The organism is Phaeodactylibacter sp. (assembly GCF_040219495.1).
Lineage (GTDB): Bacteria > Bacteroidota > Bacteroidia > Chitinophagales > Saprospiraceae > Phaeodactylibacter.
Genome location: NZ_JAVJSK010000011.1, coordinates 21102 through 40903 on the forward strand (window position 1 = coordinate 21102; position 19802 = coordinate 40903).

8 protein-coding genes are annotated in these 19802 nt (G+C 52.4%); 5 read left to right on the top strand and 3 right to left on the bottom strand.

Annotation, left to right across the window (positions count from 1 at the left end):
* Positions 1 to 366 precede the first annotated feature (366 nt).
* Entirely contained in the window at positions 367 to 7440 is a 7074-nt protein-coding gene (locus RIC19_RS02075; protein ID WP_350176329.1) for a PKD domain-containing protein, read from the top strand.
* 84 nt (positions 7441 to 7524) lie between these two features.
* On the opposite strand, the gene RIC19_RS02080 is transcribed toward RIC19_RS02075, so the two are convergent.
* On the bottom strand, positions 7525 to 8865 hold the full coding sequence (locus tag RIC19_RS02080; RefSeq protein ID WP_350176331.1) for an HTTM domain-containing protein: 1341 nt from the start codon (positions 8863 to 8865) through the stop codon (positions 7525 to 7527).
* A gap of 237 nt (positions 8866 to 9102) precedes the next feature.
* On the opposite strand from RIC19_RS02080, the gene RIC19_RS02085 reads away from it, so the two are divergent.
* The 4 genes from RIC19_RS02085 (at position 9103) to RIC19_RS02100 (ending at position 18286) form a co-directional block, all read left to right on the top strand.
* Positions 9103 to 12405 (top strand): VCBS repeat-containing protein, encoded by a 3303-nt coding sequence (locus tag RIC19_RS02085; protein ID WP_350176333.1) that lies wholly within the window; start codon positions 9103 to 9105, stop codon positions 12403 to 12405.
* Between the two features lie 269 nt (positions 12406 to 12674).
* Positions 12675 to 14810 carry a T9SS type A sorting domain-containing protein gene (locus RIC19_RS02090; RefSeq protein ID WP_350176335.1) on the top strand — a complete coding sequence of 712 codons (2136 nt, stop codon included), beginning with the start codon at positions 12675 to 12677 and terminating at the stop codon, positions 14808 to 14810.
* 193 nt (positions 14811 to 15003) lie between these two features.
* Entirely contained in the window at positions 15004 to 17364 is a 2361-nt protein-coding gene (locus RIC19_RS02095; protein ID WP_350176337.1) for a TonB-dependent receptor, read from the top strand.
* Between the two features lie 4 nt (positions 17365 to 17368).
* The gene (locus RIC19_RS02100) at positions 17369 to 18286 is read left to right on the top strand and encodes a DUF4249 domain-containing protein (protein WP_350176339.1); all 918 of its coding nucleotides are present in this window, start codon (positions 17369 to 17371) and stop codon (positions 18284 to 18286) included.
* A 3-nt stretch (positions 18287 to 18289) separates the two neighbouring features.
* On the opposite strand, the gene RIC19_RS02105 is transcribed toward RIC19_RS02100, so the two are convergent.
* Together RIC19_RS02105 and RIC19_RS02110 are read right to left on the bottom strand one after the other, a co-directional pair.
* Entirely contained in the window at positions 18290 to 19204 is a 915-nt protein-coding gene (locus RIC19_RS02105; protein WP_350176341.1) for a transglycosylase SLT domain-containing protein, read from the bottom strand.
* A gap of 72 nt (positions 19205 to 19276) precedes the next feature.
* On the bottom strand, positions 19277 to 19801 hold the full coding sequence (locus RIC19_RS02110; protein WP_350176343.1) for a DUF2480 family protein: 525 nt from the start codon (positions 19799 to 19801) through the stop codon (positions 19277 to 19279).
* Between the last annotated feature and the right edge of the window lies 1 nt (position 19802).

Here is a 19802-nt window from a genome sequence, read left to right on the forward strand (position 1 = left end):
CAATCGGTCGGGCTCCCCTTATTTAAAGGTGTGTATTAACGTTCTTGTTTCATTGGGCCAGGTATAGAAAACTGGCTTACAGGATACAAAACGGGCTTTTTTACGTACAGGTAACGACTAAATGAACAGCTACCTTTTCTGTTCAGTTTAGAAATTTTATTTTTGCATACAATAGAATGTCTGACGCCAATACCCCTGCAACCACTAGCCGACACTTTACTTTTCCTCATGAACTAGTTCATGGCGTGCCTTTTTTTTCCAAAAAAGAAGCCTTTAAGTTATATCCATCATTGTCGGTATCAACAGAAGAAGGCTACCCAAAACAAGCATAACCTAACCAAACCCAGCTTGCAAAAACAAAGAATAATGCAAAAACATCTACTGATTCTTCTGCTCTTTAATCTTACCGTTTTCATCTTAGAGGGGCAATCTGTCTTACAATTTCAGCCACTCGAAGCGACTTCTTCCAAAATACTGGACGGGCAATTCTCGGACTACCAGCTGGGAAAGGCACCGGTTGCTGCCCTGCAACAGCGGCTGCAAAGCGCCGGCGGCCGGGAAGTACACCTCACGTTGAAGCTGGGGCAGATGGAGGCCTTCGAGCTGCTTGTGGCCGCGCATGACCTGCGGGCACCGGACTATCAGCTGATTGTAGCGGAACCCGGAGGCAAACGGCAATTGCCTGTCGGAGAGAACAAGACTTACCGCGGGCACAGCCTGCACGCCGAAGCAGATCAGGCCCGGCTAACAGTAGACAAAAACTTCCTTTATGGCTTTATTGAATGGGAGGCTGAGACCTACTTCATTGAGCCGGCCTGGCTTCTGGATGCTACGCTGGCAGAAGGCACTTATGTCTGGTACGAAGAAGGCGCCCTGAAAGCACCCGAAACACCGCATACCTGCGGGACCGAACACGACCATAGCTTTAAACCTGGCCCGGCCCCTCAGCTTGGGCGGCAAATGATGCAGTGCTACTCCGTCGGTATGGGCCTGGCAGCTGATTTTCAGCTCTTTAATGCCTTAGGGTCGGCAACCGCAGTGGAAAACTTTATGCTTGGCGTACTCAATAATGTAGGCACTAACTACGATGATGAGTTTGCCAATCAGATCGAATTCATTGTCAACGGTACTTTTATCTCGTCTTGTAGCAGTTGTGACCCCTGGACGGGGTCCAACAACGCATCCAGCTTGCTAAACAGCTTCACTAACTGGGGGAATGGGGGCGGCTTTGGCTTCAACCACAGCCTGGCGACCCTTTGGACTGACCGCAACTTTGATGGCAGCACCATCGGTGTTGCCTGGTTGGGTGGGCTTTGTACCTCTGACCGCTACAATACCTGTGAGCGTTTCTCTTCCAACGCTGCGGTGCTCCGGGTATTGCAAGCCCATGAAATCGGGCACAATTTCAATGCTTTTCACGATGGGGGCAATTCGAATACCATTATGGCGCCCTCGGTTAATACCAGCAACAACTGGTCGAATACTTCGATCAACACCATCAATAATTACATCAATGCCCAATCGGGCGTGCCGGGCTGCTTTGGCGCTTGCGGTTCACCCATAGCTCCTCCGGTCGCAGAGATTGGGACCCCTGTGGAGGAAGCCTGCCCGGGCAGCTTTATTCAATTTATTGACGAATCACAAAATAGTCCGACTTCCTGGTCCTGGTCTTTCACAGGGGGAGTGCCCAACTCCTCGAGTCAGCAGCACCCGGTGGTCTTTTATCCCAACCCGGGCATTTATACCGCCACCTTGAATGCCACCAATTCGGCCGGCTCCTCCTTTACGGTATCTAACACCATCATCGTGCAAGAAGGAAATACGAAATACCTTTTTTACGATGCCATGGAAGGCAACCTGAATAACTGGACCGTTGAAAATCCGGATAATGGCACCACCTGGACCATCACCAATATAGGTGGAGCGCAGTTTGGGCAACAGGCGGCGTACATGAACAACTATAACTACGACGCCGAGGGGCAAAGAGATGCCCTGATTACCCCCATCCTTAATTTTTCAGCGGAAGCAGGCATGCGCCTGAAAATTGACTACGCTTATCAGCGCTACAGCCTGGCACTGACCGATGAGCTGCGCGTCCTGGTCTCAACGAATGGAGGGAATACCTATCCGGATGAAATATTCTTCGGTGAAGAAAACGGCAGTGGCAACTTTGCTACTACACCGGACGGGACGGACCTGTTCAACCCCAGCGTGCCTGCAGATTGGTGCTTTGCGGGCAACTTCGGCGCAAATTGCCTGGATATTGATCTGTCTGCTTACGCCGGAGAGCCGGAGGTGCGCATCAAAATTGAGAATACTAACGGCTTTGGCAACAACTTATACATCGATAATGTGCAGGTGGTCTCCAACTGCTTTGTCCTCCAGCCACCAACTGCCGCCTTTGCCGCTGATGTGGAAATGGGCTGTGCACCACTCACGGTGCAATACACCGACTTTAGCCTTGGCGATATCGACACCTGGCAGTGGTCTTTCCCCGGGGGCGTACCCGCTTCCTCCAATCAGCAAAACCCCACAGTGGAATACCCGGTCCCGGGCGAATACCCCGTCACCCTGACGGTCTCGAATGCAGCCGGGAGCAGTACCACTTCCCTCAATACGGACATCGAAGTGCAGGGGCCGCCGGAGCCTTTTTTCTTGTATGATATTGACAGCTTTACTGTCGCTTTTGGCAACCTGACAGAAAATTATACCGGCGTTAAATGGGAATTTGGGGATGGGAATGAAACCGAAGATGATTCCCCGACTCATACCTATGCCGAGCCCGGTACCTACACGGTCAGGCTGTCGGCTCAGAATGCCTGCGGCATGGCAGAGTATACGGAGGACATTACCATCGTGCCGCCACCCACGGCCAGCTTTCACAGCGAATCTTTATCGGGCTGTGCACCGGTACTCATGCAGTTCATTAATACAAGTTCCTTTGGGGAAACCTTCCACTGGACTTTTGAGAATGGCAACCCTGCTACTTCTACTGATCCCGATCCGATATGCAGCTTTGCCGAGTCGGGCACTTATGAGGTCACCCTGATTGCCACCAATAGTATCGGGTCCGATACGCTGACCCAGATGATCACCGTCTCCGGCGGGCCCCAAAGCAGCTTTTTTGCCGACTACCTGCCCGGCAGCTTTACCGTATCCTTCCAAAATACTTCCCTTGAGGCCTTCGCCTTTGAATGGGACTTTGGGGATGGTTCGCCGGTGAATACCGACTTTTTCCCCACGCATACCTATGATACCACAGGAGTCTACACCGTTACCCTCATCGCAACGAATGACTGCGGGAGCGATACCGCTACACAAACGGTTACGATCGTTCAACCGCCTACGGCTGGTTTTTCCATCCCATTGGATACTTCCTGTGCACCCTATACGGTAATGCCCACGAATACCTCTCAGGGTGTTGTCGACAGCTGGCTGTGGATAGCCACCGGTGCCAGCCCGGACACCGCCACCGTGGCCGATCCCACCTTTACCTTTGATTCAGCAGGGACTTACGAAATCATCCTGCAGGCAACCAATACTGCGGGGACCAGCTTTGATACTTCAACCCTGGTGATTGGCGGCCTGCCCGCTTCTGCTTTTGTGGTTGATGATACGCTGGGCTCTCCGCAAATTGCGACGGTCAATAACAGTACAAATGCAGACCACTACACCTGGTTCTTTGGCGATGGGAATACCTCCGGTGCAGCCGAACCCGTACACACCTACGCACAGGATGGCGACTACACGGTTACGCTTGTCACAGAAAACAGCTGCGGTACAGACACCCTCGAACAAATGATAACCATTGTGACTCCGCCGGTGGCAGCAATAGGCAATGCCGATACTTCAGGCTGTTCGGTCTTTGTGCTGGAACCCTCATACGAGGGGTCTGCGAATGCGGACACCCTCCTGTGGTCTGCACCCGGCTCCGTCGAACTGACATCGGATACTGCTGCGCCTACCTTCACGTACGAGGTGCCCGGAGACTACCTCCTGATCGTCTCGGCGAGCAATGCTGCGGGCAGCAGCAGTGATACCCTGCTCGTAACAGTAGGCGGGCCGCCAACGGCTGATTTCGGCCTGTCCTATACTACCGGGGACGATACCATTGCCGTGTCCAGCCAAAGCATAGCGGTAGATTCTTTGTTGTGGGACTTTGGCGATGGCGATACGAGCACTGAAGCTTCCGCCACGCACCAATACGATGAAGACGGCACCTATACCGTTCAGTTGATCGTATGGAACAGCTGTGGTACGGATACGATGGAGCAGACAGTAGACATCCTCACCTTGCCTGTTGCCGGGTTTGCCCTGAATGCAGCTACCGGTTGTGCACCCTTCACGGTACAAATTCAGCCGGCTAATCCGGATGCAGATTATAACTATGTCTACACGGCTAACGGAGCTCAGCCCTCGGTTTCCTCTGTGGCAGACCCGACTTTTACTTTTGCCAGCCCTGGCACCTATTCCATTATTCAGAAGGTGACCAACCCTGCAGGCAGTAGTTCGGATACCCTGCAGGTTACAGTCGGAGCCTCCCCGGATGCGGCTTTCAACGCCTCAGTAACGCCTGGCAACCTGGACCTGGACTTAATCAATAACAGCGAGGATGCCGCTACTTACAGCTGGGACTTTGGCGATGGCAATATGAGCACCGAGGCTTCACCACAACATACTTATACCGAAGATGGCTCCTACACCGTGCAATTGGTGGCCAGCAGTACCTGTGGGGCCGATACGGCACAGCAGGTTGTGGAAGTGGTTACGGCCCCGGTAGCCGGATTTAGTCTGGATGCCGCCAACGGCTGTGTACCCTTCACCGTCAGCGTAAGCAGTACGGCCAGCGCAAATGCCACCGCAGTCAGCTACGAGGCGCCCGGGGCTACGCCCAACGGGTCAACCTCCCCCAATCCTGTATTTACCTATACCGCTGCCGGCACTTACCAGATTGTACAAACAGTGACTAATGCTGCCGGCAGCAGTAATGATACCCTGCAAGTCACGGTAGGCGATGCACCGGCAGCCGGCTTTGAGGCCAATACCACTTTGGGCAGCCTTGACCTGTCCCTCATAGACAACAGCACCGGGGCATCCGGTTATGCCTGGAGCTTCGGGGATGGCAACAGTAGCACGGAACCCCTGCCAACGCATACTTACGCTACCGATGGGCTTTATACCATTCAGTTGATTGTCAGCAACGATTGTGGCAGTGATACCACCGCCCGGGAGGTAGAGGCCGTGACGGCACCTACGGCCGGATTTGCCACCGAGTCTACGGAAGGCTGTGCGCCTTTCACCGTTAACCTGAGTAGCACTGCAAGTGCGAATGCCGCCTCCTTTACCTACACCGCTACCGGAGCTGTACCGCCGGTCTCTTCGGATCCTAATCCGGCGTTCACTTTCCCGTCAGCGGGGTCGTATACGATCATTCAGCAGGTCAGCAATGCCGCCGGCAGCAGTACAGATACTTTGGCCATTTTAGTTGGAGATGTACCAGACGCTGGTTTTGAGGGGGCAGTTGTGCCGGGCAGCACCTTGCTTGAGGTGGAAAACAATACCCTCGGTGCAACAAGTTATGATTGGGACTTTGGCGATGGGAATGGAAGTACGGAGGCTGAGCCGACCCATACTTACACCATGGACGGTGCGTACACGGTAACCCTAATTGCGGCAAATAATTGTGGCGCGGATACCGTAGCTCAACAGATTTTCGTGATCACCGCCCCGACTGCTGAAATCCTGTCGGATACAGTCAAAGGGTGTCTCCCATTCACCGTGACCCCGGTTAGTGTAGCTTCCGCTAATGCTACCGCGCTGTCATGGACTGCTCCCGGTGCATCACCGGAAACGGCAACGGGAATGATGCCTGAATTTTTATACACCACTGCCGGTACCTATACGATCTACCTGGAAGCCAGCAACGCTGCTGGGGTAAGTATAGATTCCGCCACAGTGGAAGTCCTTGACGTGCCGGACGCTGCCTTTACCGCCAGTACGGATGGGTTTACGGTGACGTTCGACAATGCCTCAACGGGGGCCTTTGATTACAGTTGGGACTTTGGAGATGGGAATAGCAGTACGGATGCCGATCTGGTGTACACCTACAGCGCACCGGGCGATTATCCCGTTACGCTCACCGCAACCAACGACTGCGGGCAGGCCGACACAACGGTCATGGTAACCATTACGGTACCGCCGCCGGCAGCTGGGTTTGAAGTAGAAAGTACGAGCGGCTGTGCGCCCTTTGAGGTGGCTTTCACCAATACCTCCCAATTTGGAGAAAGCTTCGAGTGGCAGTTCTCCGGAGGGACCCCGGCTACTTCTACGGATGAAAACCCGGTTGTAGCCTATGAGGAAGCGGGTGTGTACAGCGTTACCCTCATTGCTGCTAATGCCTCCGGTACGGATACCATAGAGCTGCCCGGCCTGATTACGGTAGAGGCCGCCCCGCAGGCTAACTTCGGTTATACCATAGACCAGGCGACTGTCAACTTTACCAATACAGCCCTTAATGCCGATACATTCCTCTGGCTGTTTGGAGATGGCAGCAGCAGCACAGCGGTCAATCCGGTTTACAACTATGGCGCTGCCGGCTCGTTTGAGGTTGCCTTAATTGCGGGGAATGACTGTGGTGTGGATACTTTACAGCAAAGTATTGAAATTGTAGGTCAGGCTCCCGAAGCCACGATCAGCTTTGGCAATCCTGCCGGGGCTTGCGCACCACTCACATTGCAGCTGTATGCCTCAAGCCCCGAAGGTGCACCTGCAGAAGCCTGGCAGTGGCTGCTACCCGGCGGAGCCCCCGAAACAGCTGCCGGCGATACGGTCACGGTGACGTACAACGACGCCGGAACCTACAGCATCACGCTGATTGGCACTAATGCCTTTGGCGCAGATACCCTTATCCTGCTCGATACCCTCAACCTGCAAGAACCTCCGGTAGCCGGGTTTACTTATGTTGCTGAAGAGGGCGATGTTACCTTCACCAGCGTTTCAGAGGGCACGAACTTGTCCTTCGAATGGGACTTTGGTGATGGCACAACGAGTACAGACCCTAACCCTATGTATAGCTACGACATGACGGGACAGTACACCGTATCCCTGACTGTTGCCAACGCTTGCGATACCGTAACCTTCAGTGAAGTGCTCGATATCATGATCACTTCAACAGGCGAGTGGGTTGACCTCGAGGCCTTCAACGTCTTTCCTAATCCGACCGGTGGCCGTTTTACGGTTCAGGTCGTTGCCCCGCCTTCTAAGCACCTGCACTGTCAGCTTTACAACCTGATCGGTCAGCAGTTGAAAGACTATCAATCCGACTTCCAGTCGGGTTACTGGCAACAGGAGATTGACGGCAACGAGCTACCGGCAGGGGTTTATTTGCTGGAAGTACAAATCGGTCAGCAGCGCGCTTACCGGCGGGTGGTCATTGAGTAGGCTTAAGCCCCCGGGCAAACTAAAAAAGCTGCTCCGCGTATGTTCGGGGCAGCTTTTTGTTTGCTGTGATAGGAGCCGCCAGATTTACTGCTTTTTCAAGGGCACCAGCCAGTTTTGCGGGGCAAACGGGTCAATCGTTTGCTGCTCCAGAGGGGCTTCAGTGACAATCATGGGCTGTGGCGGCCTTCGGTTGTACCGCACCCTCACATCTGCCCGGACCGTTGGATTTTTCATGCCACGGCGCTTGGCTTCTTCGGCCAGGTACTGGCTCAATTGTATGATGTTGTAGGGGTCATTGGTCAGGTGCTTGAGCTGATTGAAAGAAAGGAAAGCTTCGTGTGTTACCGGTTGGGGCTGCCCGTTGGGCAAATCCTGTATTGTCATTTCAAAGCGGTCTACCGCACGGGTTTGCATTTTCATCCGCCAGGAAAAGCGTTCGGCAATGCCTGACCATTCCGGGTTGTCGGTAAAAAGCAGGTACCGAAAAGGGAAGAGCAGCTGAAAAGCCAGGAAAAACCCGAGCCCCGTTGCGATCCATTTTTTTCTCCAGTCCCAGGTAGCGGCAGCAGGCTTGGGCCGGTCTTTTTTTCTGACGGCAGGAGCGCCGGTGAGACGATTCATGAAATGCGCGGTGCGCTCCGGGTCGAAAAAAACGACCGTACAGGCAATCATAGTAAACGGGAATATGCCGATATCATCGAAGAGGTAAAAGTGGTTGGTCAGATTGAAAAACAGTACGAACACGACCGCCACCGCCCGGGTCGGCTTGTAGAGCAGCAAAAAACCAATGAGCAGGTCATAGCCCACCCCCCCGTAGGTGAAGAACGCATTCAGAAGGGGCATGTCTCCCACTCCTTTGGCGATCAGTGCGGATTCGGCGATATTGCCGCTAAGCCACTCCCGGTCGAGCTTCATCACGCCGCCGTAAAAATAAACCAGGAATACCATAAACCGGAACACATAGATTTGCCAGGATTCAACGTAAGGGGGCACCGGCTTTGCGCGAAACCGGTTGCGCAAGCTGTAGCAGCGCTCCGAGTCTACGAAAGCGAAGAGCAGGGCCAATAGCATGAACAGGTACAAATGGTTGTTAAACAGGGTTTTATCAATCAGCGTGAAATAACTGAAGCTGATGAAGAAAAAGCCACTTGCCCATCGGGTGAAAAGGCCTGCCGTCATGAGTACAGCAGATAGGAGCATCAACCATTGAATGCCCCTTAGCAGGTCCACCGGCAGAGGTTGCACAAATTCAAAGTAAGGGTAGGAGAACAGTATTTCAGGCCCTGCCATAAACTGGAAAGCATAGTCGATACGGATATAATACAGGCATTGATACACCATAGCGGCTCCGAACAAAAGACGGAACAGGCTGAGTGTGGAGGTATGTATGGGGGAGAAGAGAAAGGGGTGTATTTTCTGTGTCATAAATGTAGGGTTTTTAGGCTTGTTGACCTTCAAATGTCAAATTTGCGACAAACAAGTTAGTGTTTTAAGAAAAATTAAATACTTTTGGAGCGAAAGTTTTCCAAATTTCCCCCCTAGGAGTGCTAATTACGCATACTATTACCGAAAGTAACTTGGACAAATCAGGCTTTGTGCGGCTGTTGTAGCATCGCGCAGGTCCTGGTATGGTATAAAGAACAGAAAAGTGAGCGACTTGCTATGAACACCTATTCAATTGGTTTTTTACGTTTTTTCAGCCTGGCTCTTATCCTTGGGTTATTAGGTTGCCAACAGGAGCCCGCAGTGACTGCCGATGGCCCGCTGTTTGAGTTGCTGACTCCGGATCAGACAGGGGTGAACTTCATCAATAAAATAGAAGAACAACCCAATGGCTTCAACCACTTGCATTGGGATCATATCTACTCTGGCGCTGGTGTGGCCGTAGGGGATATTAACAACGATGGCTTACCTGATCTCTTTTTCGCCGGGAACATGGTAGGTGATGCTCTTTACCTCAATAAAGGCGATATGCAATTTGAAGACATCACTGCCGCTGCTGGTATTTTGCAGGATCGGCAGTGGTCGGCCGGGGTGACAATGGGCGATGTTAATGGAGATGGCTTCCTCGATATTTATGTCTGCCGCATGGGGCCTACGATCAATTCCGATAACATGCGCAACCGCCTGTACCTCAATAATGGCGACAATACCTTCACCGAGCGTGCGAAAGAGATGAACCTGGCGCACGGCGGTTATTCCATACAATCTACCTTTTTTGATTACGATAAAGATGGCGACCTGGATATCTATCTGGTCAACCAGCCGCCGAACAGCCGCCTGATTTCACGTTTCAACCTGGATGTGACGACGATGGGCGAGGTGATTACCGATCGCCTTTTTCGCAATGATGGGGATACCTTTACAAGCGTCACCGAAGAAGCAGGGCTGTTCAACAACGCTTATGGCCTGAACGCCATAGCCAGCGACCTCAACGACGATGGCTGGCCGGATCTCTATGTATCCAATGACTACGGCGAGCCGGATATGATGTACATCAACAACCAGGATGGCACCTTTACTGACCATATTCACGAAAGCGCCAAGCACATCTCCTTCTACGCCATGGGCAGCGACGTAGCGGACTTTAACAACGATGCTTTGCCGGATATTGCAGTGGTTGATATGGCTTCTTCCGACCACTTCCGTTCCAAAACCAATATGGGTTCCATGCAGCCAGAGGTATTTTGGGCCAGTGTAGCCAACGGCAAGCACTATCAGTACATGTTCAATACCTTGCAATTGAACAATGGCAATGGCTCCTTTAGCGATATTGGCCAACTTGCGGGCATCTCCAAAACCGACTGGAGCTGGAGTATTCTGCTGGCCGATTTTGATAACGATGGCTGGCAGGATATCTCGATAACGAATGGGATTCAGCGCGATATCCGCAACAACGACTTTCTGAATAAAGTACGCCAAATGGCTAAAGCCGGGCAAAAGGAATTTCGCGTAATGAACCTGGTTAACATGGTACCTTCGAACCCTTTACCCAACTATTTCTACCATAATCAAGGCGACTTCACCTTTGAAAATAAGGCGGCAGATTGGGGTATGGATGACCCCAACTTTACTCATGGTGCAGCCTACGCTGACTTTGATCTCGATGGTGACCTGGACATGGTGATGAACAGCAACGACATGGAAGGCCTAATCTACGAAAACCGCTGGGGCAACGCCCGCCACTACCTGCGGGTGAAACTGACGGGGGACGCTCAAAACCGGCAGGCTTTAAATTCCAAAGTGACCATCAAATACGGCGATCAAGTACAATTAAGGGAAGCAACCTTTACAAGAGGTTACCTTTCGGCCAGCGAACCCATTCTGCACTTTGGTCTGGGTGAAGCGGCGAAGATTGATGAACTCACCATAAGCTGGTTCGACGGCACAGAAACGGTCCTCCAAGACGTTGAGGCCGACCAGTTGCTCAGCGTGGACTACAAGAAAGTGGAGCGGAGTACGCCTCAGGCCGAGCTTCTGCCTGAGCCGCTCTTTGCCGTTGCAGAAGCCCCTGCCTTCCGCCATCAGGAAAATGATTTTGACGACTACAGCCGCGAAATACTGCTGCCCCACAAGCAATCCACCAACGGACCCGCCTTAGCTTCTGCCGATGTTAACGGAGATGGGAAAGAGGACTTCTATGTAGGCGGAGCCGCCGGGCAAGCGGGCGTACTCTTTTTGCAACAAGCCGACGGCACCTTTGCGCCAGCCCCTCAGCAACCCTGGTCCGCAGACCTGGGGCATGAGGATGTGGGCGCGCTCTTCTTCGATGCCGACGGGGATGCAGATGCTGACCTGTATGTAGCCAGCGGCGGCAGTGAGTGGGCACCTGGTTCTCAGCGTTATGCCGACCGTTTGTACCTGAATGACGGGCAGGGGCATTTCAAAGCTGCTCCTTCAGGAACGTTGCCAACACTATTTGAAAGCGGGCAGGCCGTAGCAGCCGGAGATTACGATAGCGATGGGGACCTGGACCTCTTCATCGGCGGGCGTATTGTGCCGGGCAAGTATCCTGCACCTGCCAATAGCTACCTGCTGCGCAATGACAAAGGCAAGTTTACGGATGTCACCGCTGAGGTGGCGGAAGGGCTCAACCCCATGGGCCTGGTGACGGATGCCATTTTCTCAGATTACGACAACGATGGGGATGCTGACTTGCTGATGGTCGGGGAGTGGATGCCGTTTACTGTGCTGAACAACAATAGCGGCGTATTCGAAAACCATACCGCGCAGTCAGGCATGGCACAAACCGGCGGCTGGTGGTGGAGTATTGCCGAAGGGGACTTCGATGGAGATGGCGATATGGACTACATGGCCGGCAACCTGGGCAAGAACGCTAAGTTTAAAGCCTCTGCCGAAAAGCCCTTCCTGGTCTATCAAAGTGATTTTGATGAGAACGGCAGCAACGATGTTGTATTGGCGGGCTACTACAAAGGCAAACAGGTGCCTGTGCGGGGCCGGGAGTGCTCGTCTGAGCAAATGCCGTTCATTGCGGAGAAGTTCCCCACTTTTGAAGGTTTTGCCAGTGCTTCTCTGGAAGACATCTACAGTCAGCAATCCCTGAAGAAAGCCAACAAGCGCGAAGTGCACAGCTTTTACAGTACCGTTTTTATCAATATGGGCAACGGGCAGTTTGAGCAGCACAAGCTGCCTGTTCAGGCTCAATTTGCCCCCGTTCAGGATATTAAGGTTACAGATATTGATCAGGATGGTAATCTGGATGCTTTGCTGGTTGGCAACTTGTATGGCGCTGAGGTGGAAACCGTACGCTACGATGCCGGTACCGGGCTCTGCTTAATGGGGGATGGCATGGGGGGCTTCCGAGCACTTACGGTACAAGAGAGTGGCTGGTATACTCCGCATGATGCTCGCCGCATTGCGCTGCTGAACGGCAAAATACTGATCGCTAACAATAATGATCAGCTGCAGCTGTTCGAGCCACGTGGCAGGGTCAGGCTTCAATAACCAAACGGTTGCTGTAGCTTGGGTTTAGTTTAAACCAAATCAGATAGATTATGAATTTTTAATTTCAAAATTTGGATTAGTTTTCTGGATTGCTATATTTGGGTTAATAAGTGCTACACATACCTTTTAGTTAGTAATCATCCGTACTACAACAATTCGAACAGACTGATTTCCAATCGGTCTTCTCCCCCCCCCTTACTGTGTTTTTCGAACTTGAAGCATAAGCTTTCAAGGGATATTGTATTTATTATTCAACAAATTGATATAAAATGAAGTATGATTACTTTTTTAGACAAGCCCCCGTTTGGAGCCTTGTCCTATTGTTTATAGCTGGTTTCGGCTTGATAAGCCTGCAGGCGCAGGACATCATCCATCCCACTAGCGGCACCTCGATCGAATCAGTGCCTTGTGGCACAACATTAAACTACTACGACTCCGGTGGCGCGTCAGGTAACTATTCAAGTAGCGAAAGCGGTAGCGTGTACTTCTGCCCGGGTACGCCAGGAGAATCGGTTACGATCAGTTTCAGTAGTGTGGATATTGAAACAAGGGGTTCGTCTCCTGGCTGTTGGGACTTTTTAACCATTACAGATGCTAATGGCACCTTGGTTAATGGTTGTGGCGAGCAATCCGGCAGTGGGGATGTTGCGGGTCCTGGTGCGGATGATATTACGCCAGGTTCTTCCTTTACTTCCACCGCTACGGACGGCTGCCTGACCGTTCTTTTTGATTCAGATTCCTCACAGTCTGAACCCGGCTGGGAAGCTACAGTGTCTTGTGGCGGTGGCGGCACTTGCAATGACAACGAAGTAGTCGTAGACATGGCTGACTCCTTCGGCGATGGCTGGAATGGCAATATACTAGACATCGTAGATGAGAATAACAATACCGTGGCTTCTGCTACGATTACAAGTGGATCCAGTAACTCAGAATCCTTCTGCCTGCCTGACGGCTGCTATACGGTAAACGTAGATGGCGGTCTTTTCCAGAATGAAGTAAGCTGGGATATCTCTGTCAATGGAGACAATCTGCTTAGTGGCGGTGCCCCTGAAAGCGGCCTGGAACTAGCCATTAACAGCCCCTGTACACCACCAACACCCGAAAATACTACTTGTACGAATGCAATACCTGCCATGCTTGGCATCAATGAAACGGAAACGGTCGATACAGGCAACGGCGCGGAAAACGGATGTACATTCCCGGTAAGCGGAACGGCAGACGATGCCCGGTGGTTTACCTTTACACCTGCTCAGACCGGTGAGTACACTATTGGGTCCTCCGGCTACACGTCTGCTGATACCCGGCTTTCCATTTATACCGGTAGCAACTGTAGTACCCTGAGCTGCTTTGCCAACAACGATGACGTCAATGGATTGGCGGACGCTGCCTCTGAAGTCACAGCTTGCCTTCAGGCCGGTACGACTTACTATATCGAGTGGGACAATCAGTGGTCTATTGCCTCCTTCGATTGGGCGATTTCCTATAACGGTCTGGGAGACTGCGGCCCTGATGGTGATCTGCCTGCTCCATGGACCGCCAATGACATCGGAAACGATGGCAATGGCAATGATTATGGTTTTGATAGCGGCACCTTTACCGTAACCGGTGGAGGAAGTAACGGCTACAGCAACAGCAATGACAATACGGCTTACGCCAGTCAGACCCTCTGCGGTGGCGGTTCCATTACCGTTAAGATAGAAGACGTTTCCGGCAATGGTTTCGGAGGGGTTGCCATTCGTGAGAGCACGGCTCCCGGAGCCAAGCAGGTTATGCTGTTGTCCAATCAATCGTCTGTTTTGCCCTGGATGACCCGGACTACGACGAATGGGCCGAACAACTTCACGCCACACTGGCGCGCACATACCTTCTGGTTGAAATTGGAACGCATCGGGAATTATATCCGGGGTTACGCCAGCACTACCGGCAATAGCTTCTCCCTGGTTGCGCAGACTTACCTGCCTATGGATGCATGCGTGCAGGTGGGCATGGTCACAGCCAATATCGGTGGCGGACAGACGACCGTAACTTTCAGTAATGTAACGGTTGTTGGCGGTGGTCCGGCATTAGCTGCCGATGAGACAACCGCAGCGGCACTGACCGATCGCGATAAGACCACAGCGCCTGGCGTACGAAGCTTCGGGCAAACTACTAAGGTAGACGCAGCCCACTTGTTCCCGAACCCGACTTCTGACCGCATTACCGTTGCGTTACCTACTGCACAGCCAGTAGCAGCAACACTTACATTGCGCAATCAGCTGGGCCAGATACTGGAGAGCCGTCAGGTAGAAGCGGGGCTGTTCCAAGCCGATTGGAACGTCAGTCAGCTTTCTGGGGGCGTGTATTATATCGAAGTCCGCTACGAAGGGCAGCAGCCTCAGGTTCTGCGCTTTGTGAAGACGAATTAATAACGGATTTTTTGTAGCATCTAAGCCCTCTGATCGCCTAATGTGGTCAGGGGGCTTTTGTATTTCAATACCAACCCTTTTTATATTGATGTCGTCTTTCTGGTGTTAAGGTTTTCTGACGCCGCAGCGAATGGCGGATTGGTACGTTCTGAAAACATACTAAAACCAAAATAGCACCATACACCCGACTGAAATGAAACGACTCCAATTTTTGCTGGGGCTTTTAGCCCTGCCGCTACTGTCCTTTGCCCAAAAGCACACCATCAGTGGTTATTTGCGCGACGCCACCTCCGGTGAGCCCCTCATCAGCGCTAATATTTACGACTACTATTCCGATCAGGGGACCGTCACTAATGTCTATGGTTTCTACAGCCTGACGCTGCCGGCAGATTCTGTAGGCCTCAACTTTTCTTACATTGGGTATGAGCCAGCCGCCTACACCTTTTTGCTGCAGCAGGACACCACGCTGAATATTGATTTGGGCGGGGCCGTACAGCTGGAAGAAGTAGTGGTAAGGGCCTCCCGTCAGGGTGAAAAAATCGAAGAGCGCAGCCAAATGAGCCAGGTGACGGTGCCGGTGGAGCAGATTAAAATGGCCCCGGTACTGCTCGGTGAAACCGATATCCTCAAGACCCTGCAATTGCTGCCCGGCGTACAATCGGGTGGGGAAGGGCAGACCGGGCTCTACGTGCGCGGTGGCAGCCCTGATCAAAACCTGGTACTGCTCGATGGTGTGCCTATATACAACACCTCTCACCTGTTGGGCATCTTCTCGGTTTTCAACGCCGATGCCGTCAAGAACGTCACCCTGACCAAAGGCGGCTTCCCGGCGCGCTACGGTGGGCGCCTGTCTTCCATCCTGGAAATCAACATGAAGGAAGGCAACCTGCAGGAATGGCATGGGGAGGGCGCTATTGGGATGATCAGTTCCCGGCTGACTCTGGAAGGCCCCATCAAAAAAGACAAAACCTCCATTCTCGTCTCCGGCCGGCGGACGTACGCCGATTTGCTGTTTCGGCCTATTGTGGCTTTGGCCAATCAGCAGTCTGAGGAGGACGTCAAAATCAAGCTGCATTTCTATGACTTTAACGCCAAATTACAGCACAAATTCAATGACAAGCACCGCCTGTACCTTAGTGCTTACCTTGGGGCAGATGTATTTTTTACGGACGTGTCTGATGACGAGGACAGCTTTGGTGGCGGCATTGACTGGGGCAACAGCATTTCTGCGCTACGCTGGAACTGGCAGATCAGTAACAAGCTCTTTGCCAATACCACTTTGACTTACAGCCGATTTCAGATTGATGTGATTGCGGAACAGAGCAGCCGTTATGAGGATGGTACAGAAGAGAGCTTTTCTGCCAACTATTTTTCCGGGATAGAAGATTGGGCGGGCCGGATTGACTTCGATTACCTGCCTGCACCGGGGCATTACGTCCGCTTTGGAGGTGGTGTGACTAACCACACCTATCGCCCGGGCGCGCTAAGCCTTGATGTAGCTTTTGATCAGGAGCGTTTTGATACGCTTATCGGCTCACAGAATGAGTTTTCCGATGAGCTGTTTATCTACGTGGAAGATGATATGCAGCTGGGCAAGCTCAAAGCCAACGTAGGCCTGCACGGCTCGGGCTTTAAGGTAGGCGATGAGTTCTACACTTCACTGCAGCCGCGTATCGGCCTCAATTACCTGTTGCCCAAAGATGTGGCCCTGAAAGCCTCTTTCGCCACCATGGCACAGTTTATCAACCTGCTGACGAGCGAGTCCTTCAGTTTGCCCACCGACTTGTGGGTACCGAGCACGGAGCGCATCAAGCCGCAGCAAAGCTGGCAGGTGGCAGCGGGCGCAGCCAAGACCTTTGGCGATGGGATAGAAGTCAGCCTGGAGGGGTATTACAAAAAAATGCACAACGTCATTTCCTACAAAGAGGGGGCCAGTTTCCTGTTTGGGCTGGAAAACGACTGGCAGGACAAAGTCACGCAGGGCGAAGGCGAAAGCTACGGCGCGGAGCTCTTCGTGCAGAAAAAGTTTGGGCGTACCACCGGCTGGCTGGGCTATACGCTGAGCTGGAACTACCGGCAGTTTGATGAAATCAACGGCGGGCGGCGCTACCCCTTCCGCTACGACCGGCGGCATGACCTCTCTCTGGTGGTCAACCACGATTTTAATGAACGCATCTCCCTGTCCGGAGCATGGGTTTATGGCACCGGTAATGCCGTTACACTCAATACTTTTGAGTACCCGATCAACTACTTTGGGTCTGATTTTTTCAGTGGGTTTTCCACCATTCAGAGTGGGGGCGAGCGCAATGCCTTCCGCATGACCGACTACCACCGCCTGGACCTTAGCTTACGCATGACGAAACAGATGAAGCGTCACGTTCGGACCTGGGTATTTGGAGTGTACAATGCCTACTTCCATCGCAACCCCTACTTTATTCTCGCTGATCGGGACCTGGTACAGCAGCCGGACGGTAGCTTCGAGGAGCAGCCGGTGTTCCGGGAAGTGAGCATATTGCCCATTATTCCATCTATTTCTTACCAATTCAAATTCTAGAACCATGCGCTATAGCCTATTTTTTGCAATCGGTCTGTTGACGGCAATCAGCTTCTCCTCCTGCGGGGAAGATGCCTTCACTCAAATTGTTGATATCGAACTGCCGGAGCATGAGCCGCGCCTGGCTGTGCATGCCCTGGCCTTTAGCGAAAGTGATGCCTTTGGTGTTCTGGTCTCCAACAGCCGTAGTGTCCTTTCGAAAGAGGAGTTCTCGGTCTTTCCGGATGCTGAAATCCAGTTTTCTGGCCCGAATGTAGATGGTGTAACTTTTTCCTATACGCCAGATGATGGCCGGCATTATACGGTGCTAAGTCCGGATTGGGCTGCGGGAGATGAAGTGTACACCCTTGATATACAGCAAGCGGATTATCCAGCGGTCAGGGCGCAGCAGCTAATGCCCAAGGCACCAATTGTTTTGGATGTCATAGTTGATGAAGAGGGAGCGCTCAGCGAGAGCGGAGAGCGACTGGATGAGATTGTCATTGAAATACAAGATGAGCCGGGTGAGCATTACTACGCACTGCAGGGCGAGGTGGAATACCAGTATGTAGATGAAAACAACGACACCATTGCTGGTTATTACACCGTCTGGCTGGAATCCAATGACCCTATCCTTTCCTACGCTGAAGTAGACCGGAGGGGGGCATTGATTTGTTCAGATGGCGCCTTTAACGGCAGTACTTACCGCTTTGCTACCTATACCTGGGAGGATCTGCCAATCGGGCTCATGTCCGGGAGCAAGTTGCGGATTCGGGTCACCAGCTTGTCGCGGGATGCCTTTCTGTACTTCCGCTCTCTGGGGCAATATTGGGAAGCAGACGGCAACCCCTTCGCAGAGCCGGTGACGGTCCACAGCAATATTGAGAATGGGTACGGGATTTTTGGGCTGGGGCATACCACTGTCTACAAGATTGACCTATAGCTCTTATTTAGGCACCCGGATCTCATATTCCTGCCCGGGGCGTACCGTTAGCCGGGAGTCGAGTAGCCAGGGGTTATACACCTTGAGCATGCGGTAGGTAGTACCGTTTTCCAGGGCAAAATCACCAAGGTTGTTGATGGTCTCGTTTACAATAATAAGCTCATAATTGTCGAGTGGCGGGTACCCGTCTTCGGCTTCCAGATAGAAACCAAAGTCGGCGGGGCGGCTCAGGATTTCTTTGATAGCAACGAGGCGGAAGATGTAGCGGCCGGTTTCTGAATTGAGGTTAAGGTCGTAGTAAGTTTTTGCCCGTTGGGTTTCAATCTCATCTTTGATATTGCCATAACCAGCGTTGTAGGCAGCGGCGGCTGTAGTCCAGCTACCGAAGCTCCGGTAGTATTGTTTCAGTACTTTGCAGGCCGCTTCGGTGGCTTTTTCGTAATGATAGCGCTCGTCCACTTCGTTGTTGACCTCCAGGCCATGCTCCCGGCCCGTAGCGCTCATGATTTGCCAAAGGCCGCGGGCGCCCGCCGGAGATACCGCATTGCGCAGGCTGCTTTCCGCTACAGCGAGGTATTTGAAGTCTTCGGGGATGCCTGCTTCAGCCAGCTTTCTTTCAATCATAGGGAAGAACTTGTAGGTGCTCTTCAGGTTCAGCAGGGTACTACTGTGCCAGTAGGTATTGACGAGCAGCTCCCGGTCGAGGCGCTCCCGCACGTCGAAATTGTCCATAGGGAGGAGTTCGCCCGCAAAGTCAAATTCGCGGTCCAGGTCTACGGGCTTTACAACCTGTGGAATGTCCGTATCCGGCCGGTAGGCCCGGCTTTCATCTTCCGGCTTATCAGATGAGGTAAAGATAGCGATGCCTAAAAAGGCAGCTAAAGCAATATTGAGATACTGCAGATGGCGACTGTTCATGGGTAACACGTTTTCAGCAAAAGGAATAATTAGATAAGATACACCTTTCCTTTGATTTTTACAACCGGCTTATTATTTACGGGGCTGCTTATAGATGGGCACCGTGGAACAGGGCTCTCCAAACATAATGCTTTTGGCAACGGGCCGCAGGCGCTTGGTCAGCTCCAGGTAAGCCTGTGGCGGGATCGCCTTACCGTCGGTGCAACCTTTGAGGATAACCCGCTGATCCTGATAAGGCGCCATATCCAGGCTGCTCAGTTTTTGGGTGAAGTAAGTGCGGTAATAGTCTTCAGCGGTACCCTGGAAAACATCCTTTGCATGAGGGGCGGCATGGGCCGAAATGAGCATGTACGCCCACATGGGGATGATGGCATCCGTGGAGCAGTCGACCAGCAATACCTTGCCTTCGTACTGCGCCCAGTCGTGGGCCTGCATAGCTTCCCGGAAGTCCTTTTCCTTGAGCAGCAGTTCCTTAAACAGGTAGTCCTTAATGTCCATTTCAGCCAGCTCAGCGTCTGGCCAGAATGTTTCCAGCTTTAGGGTGATCAGGCCGCTGCTGGCTACTTTATTAACGAGTGGTGGGTTGGTTGTACTCATG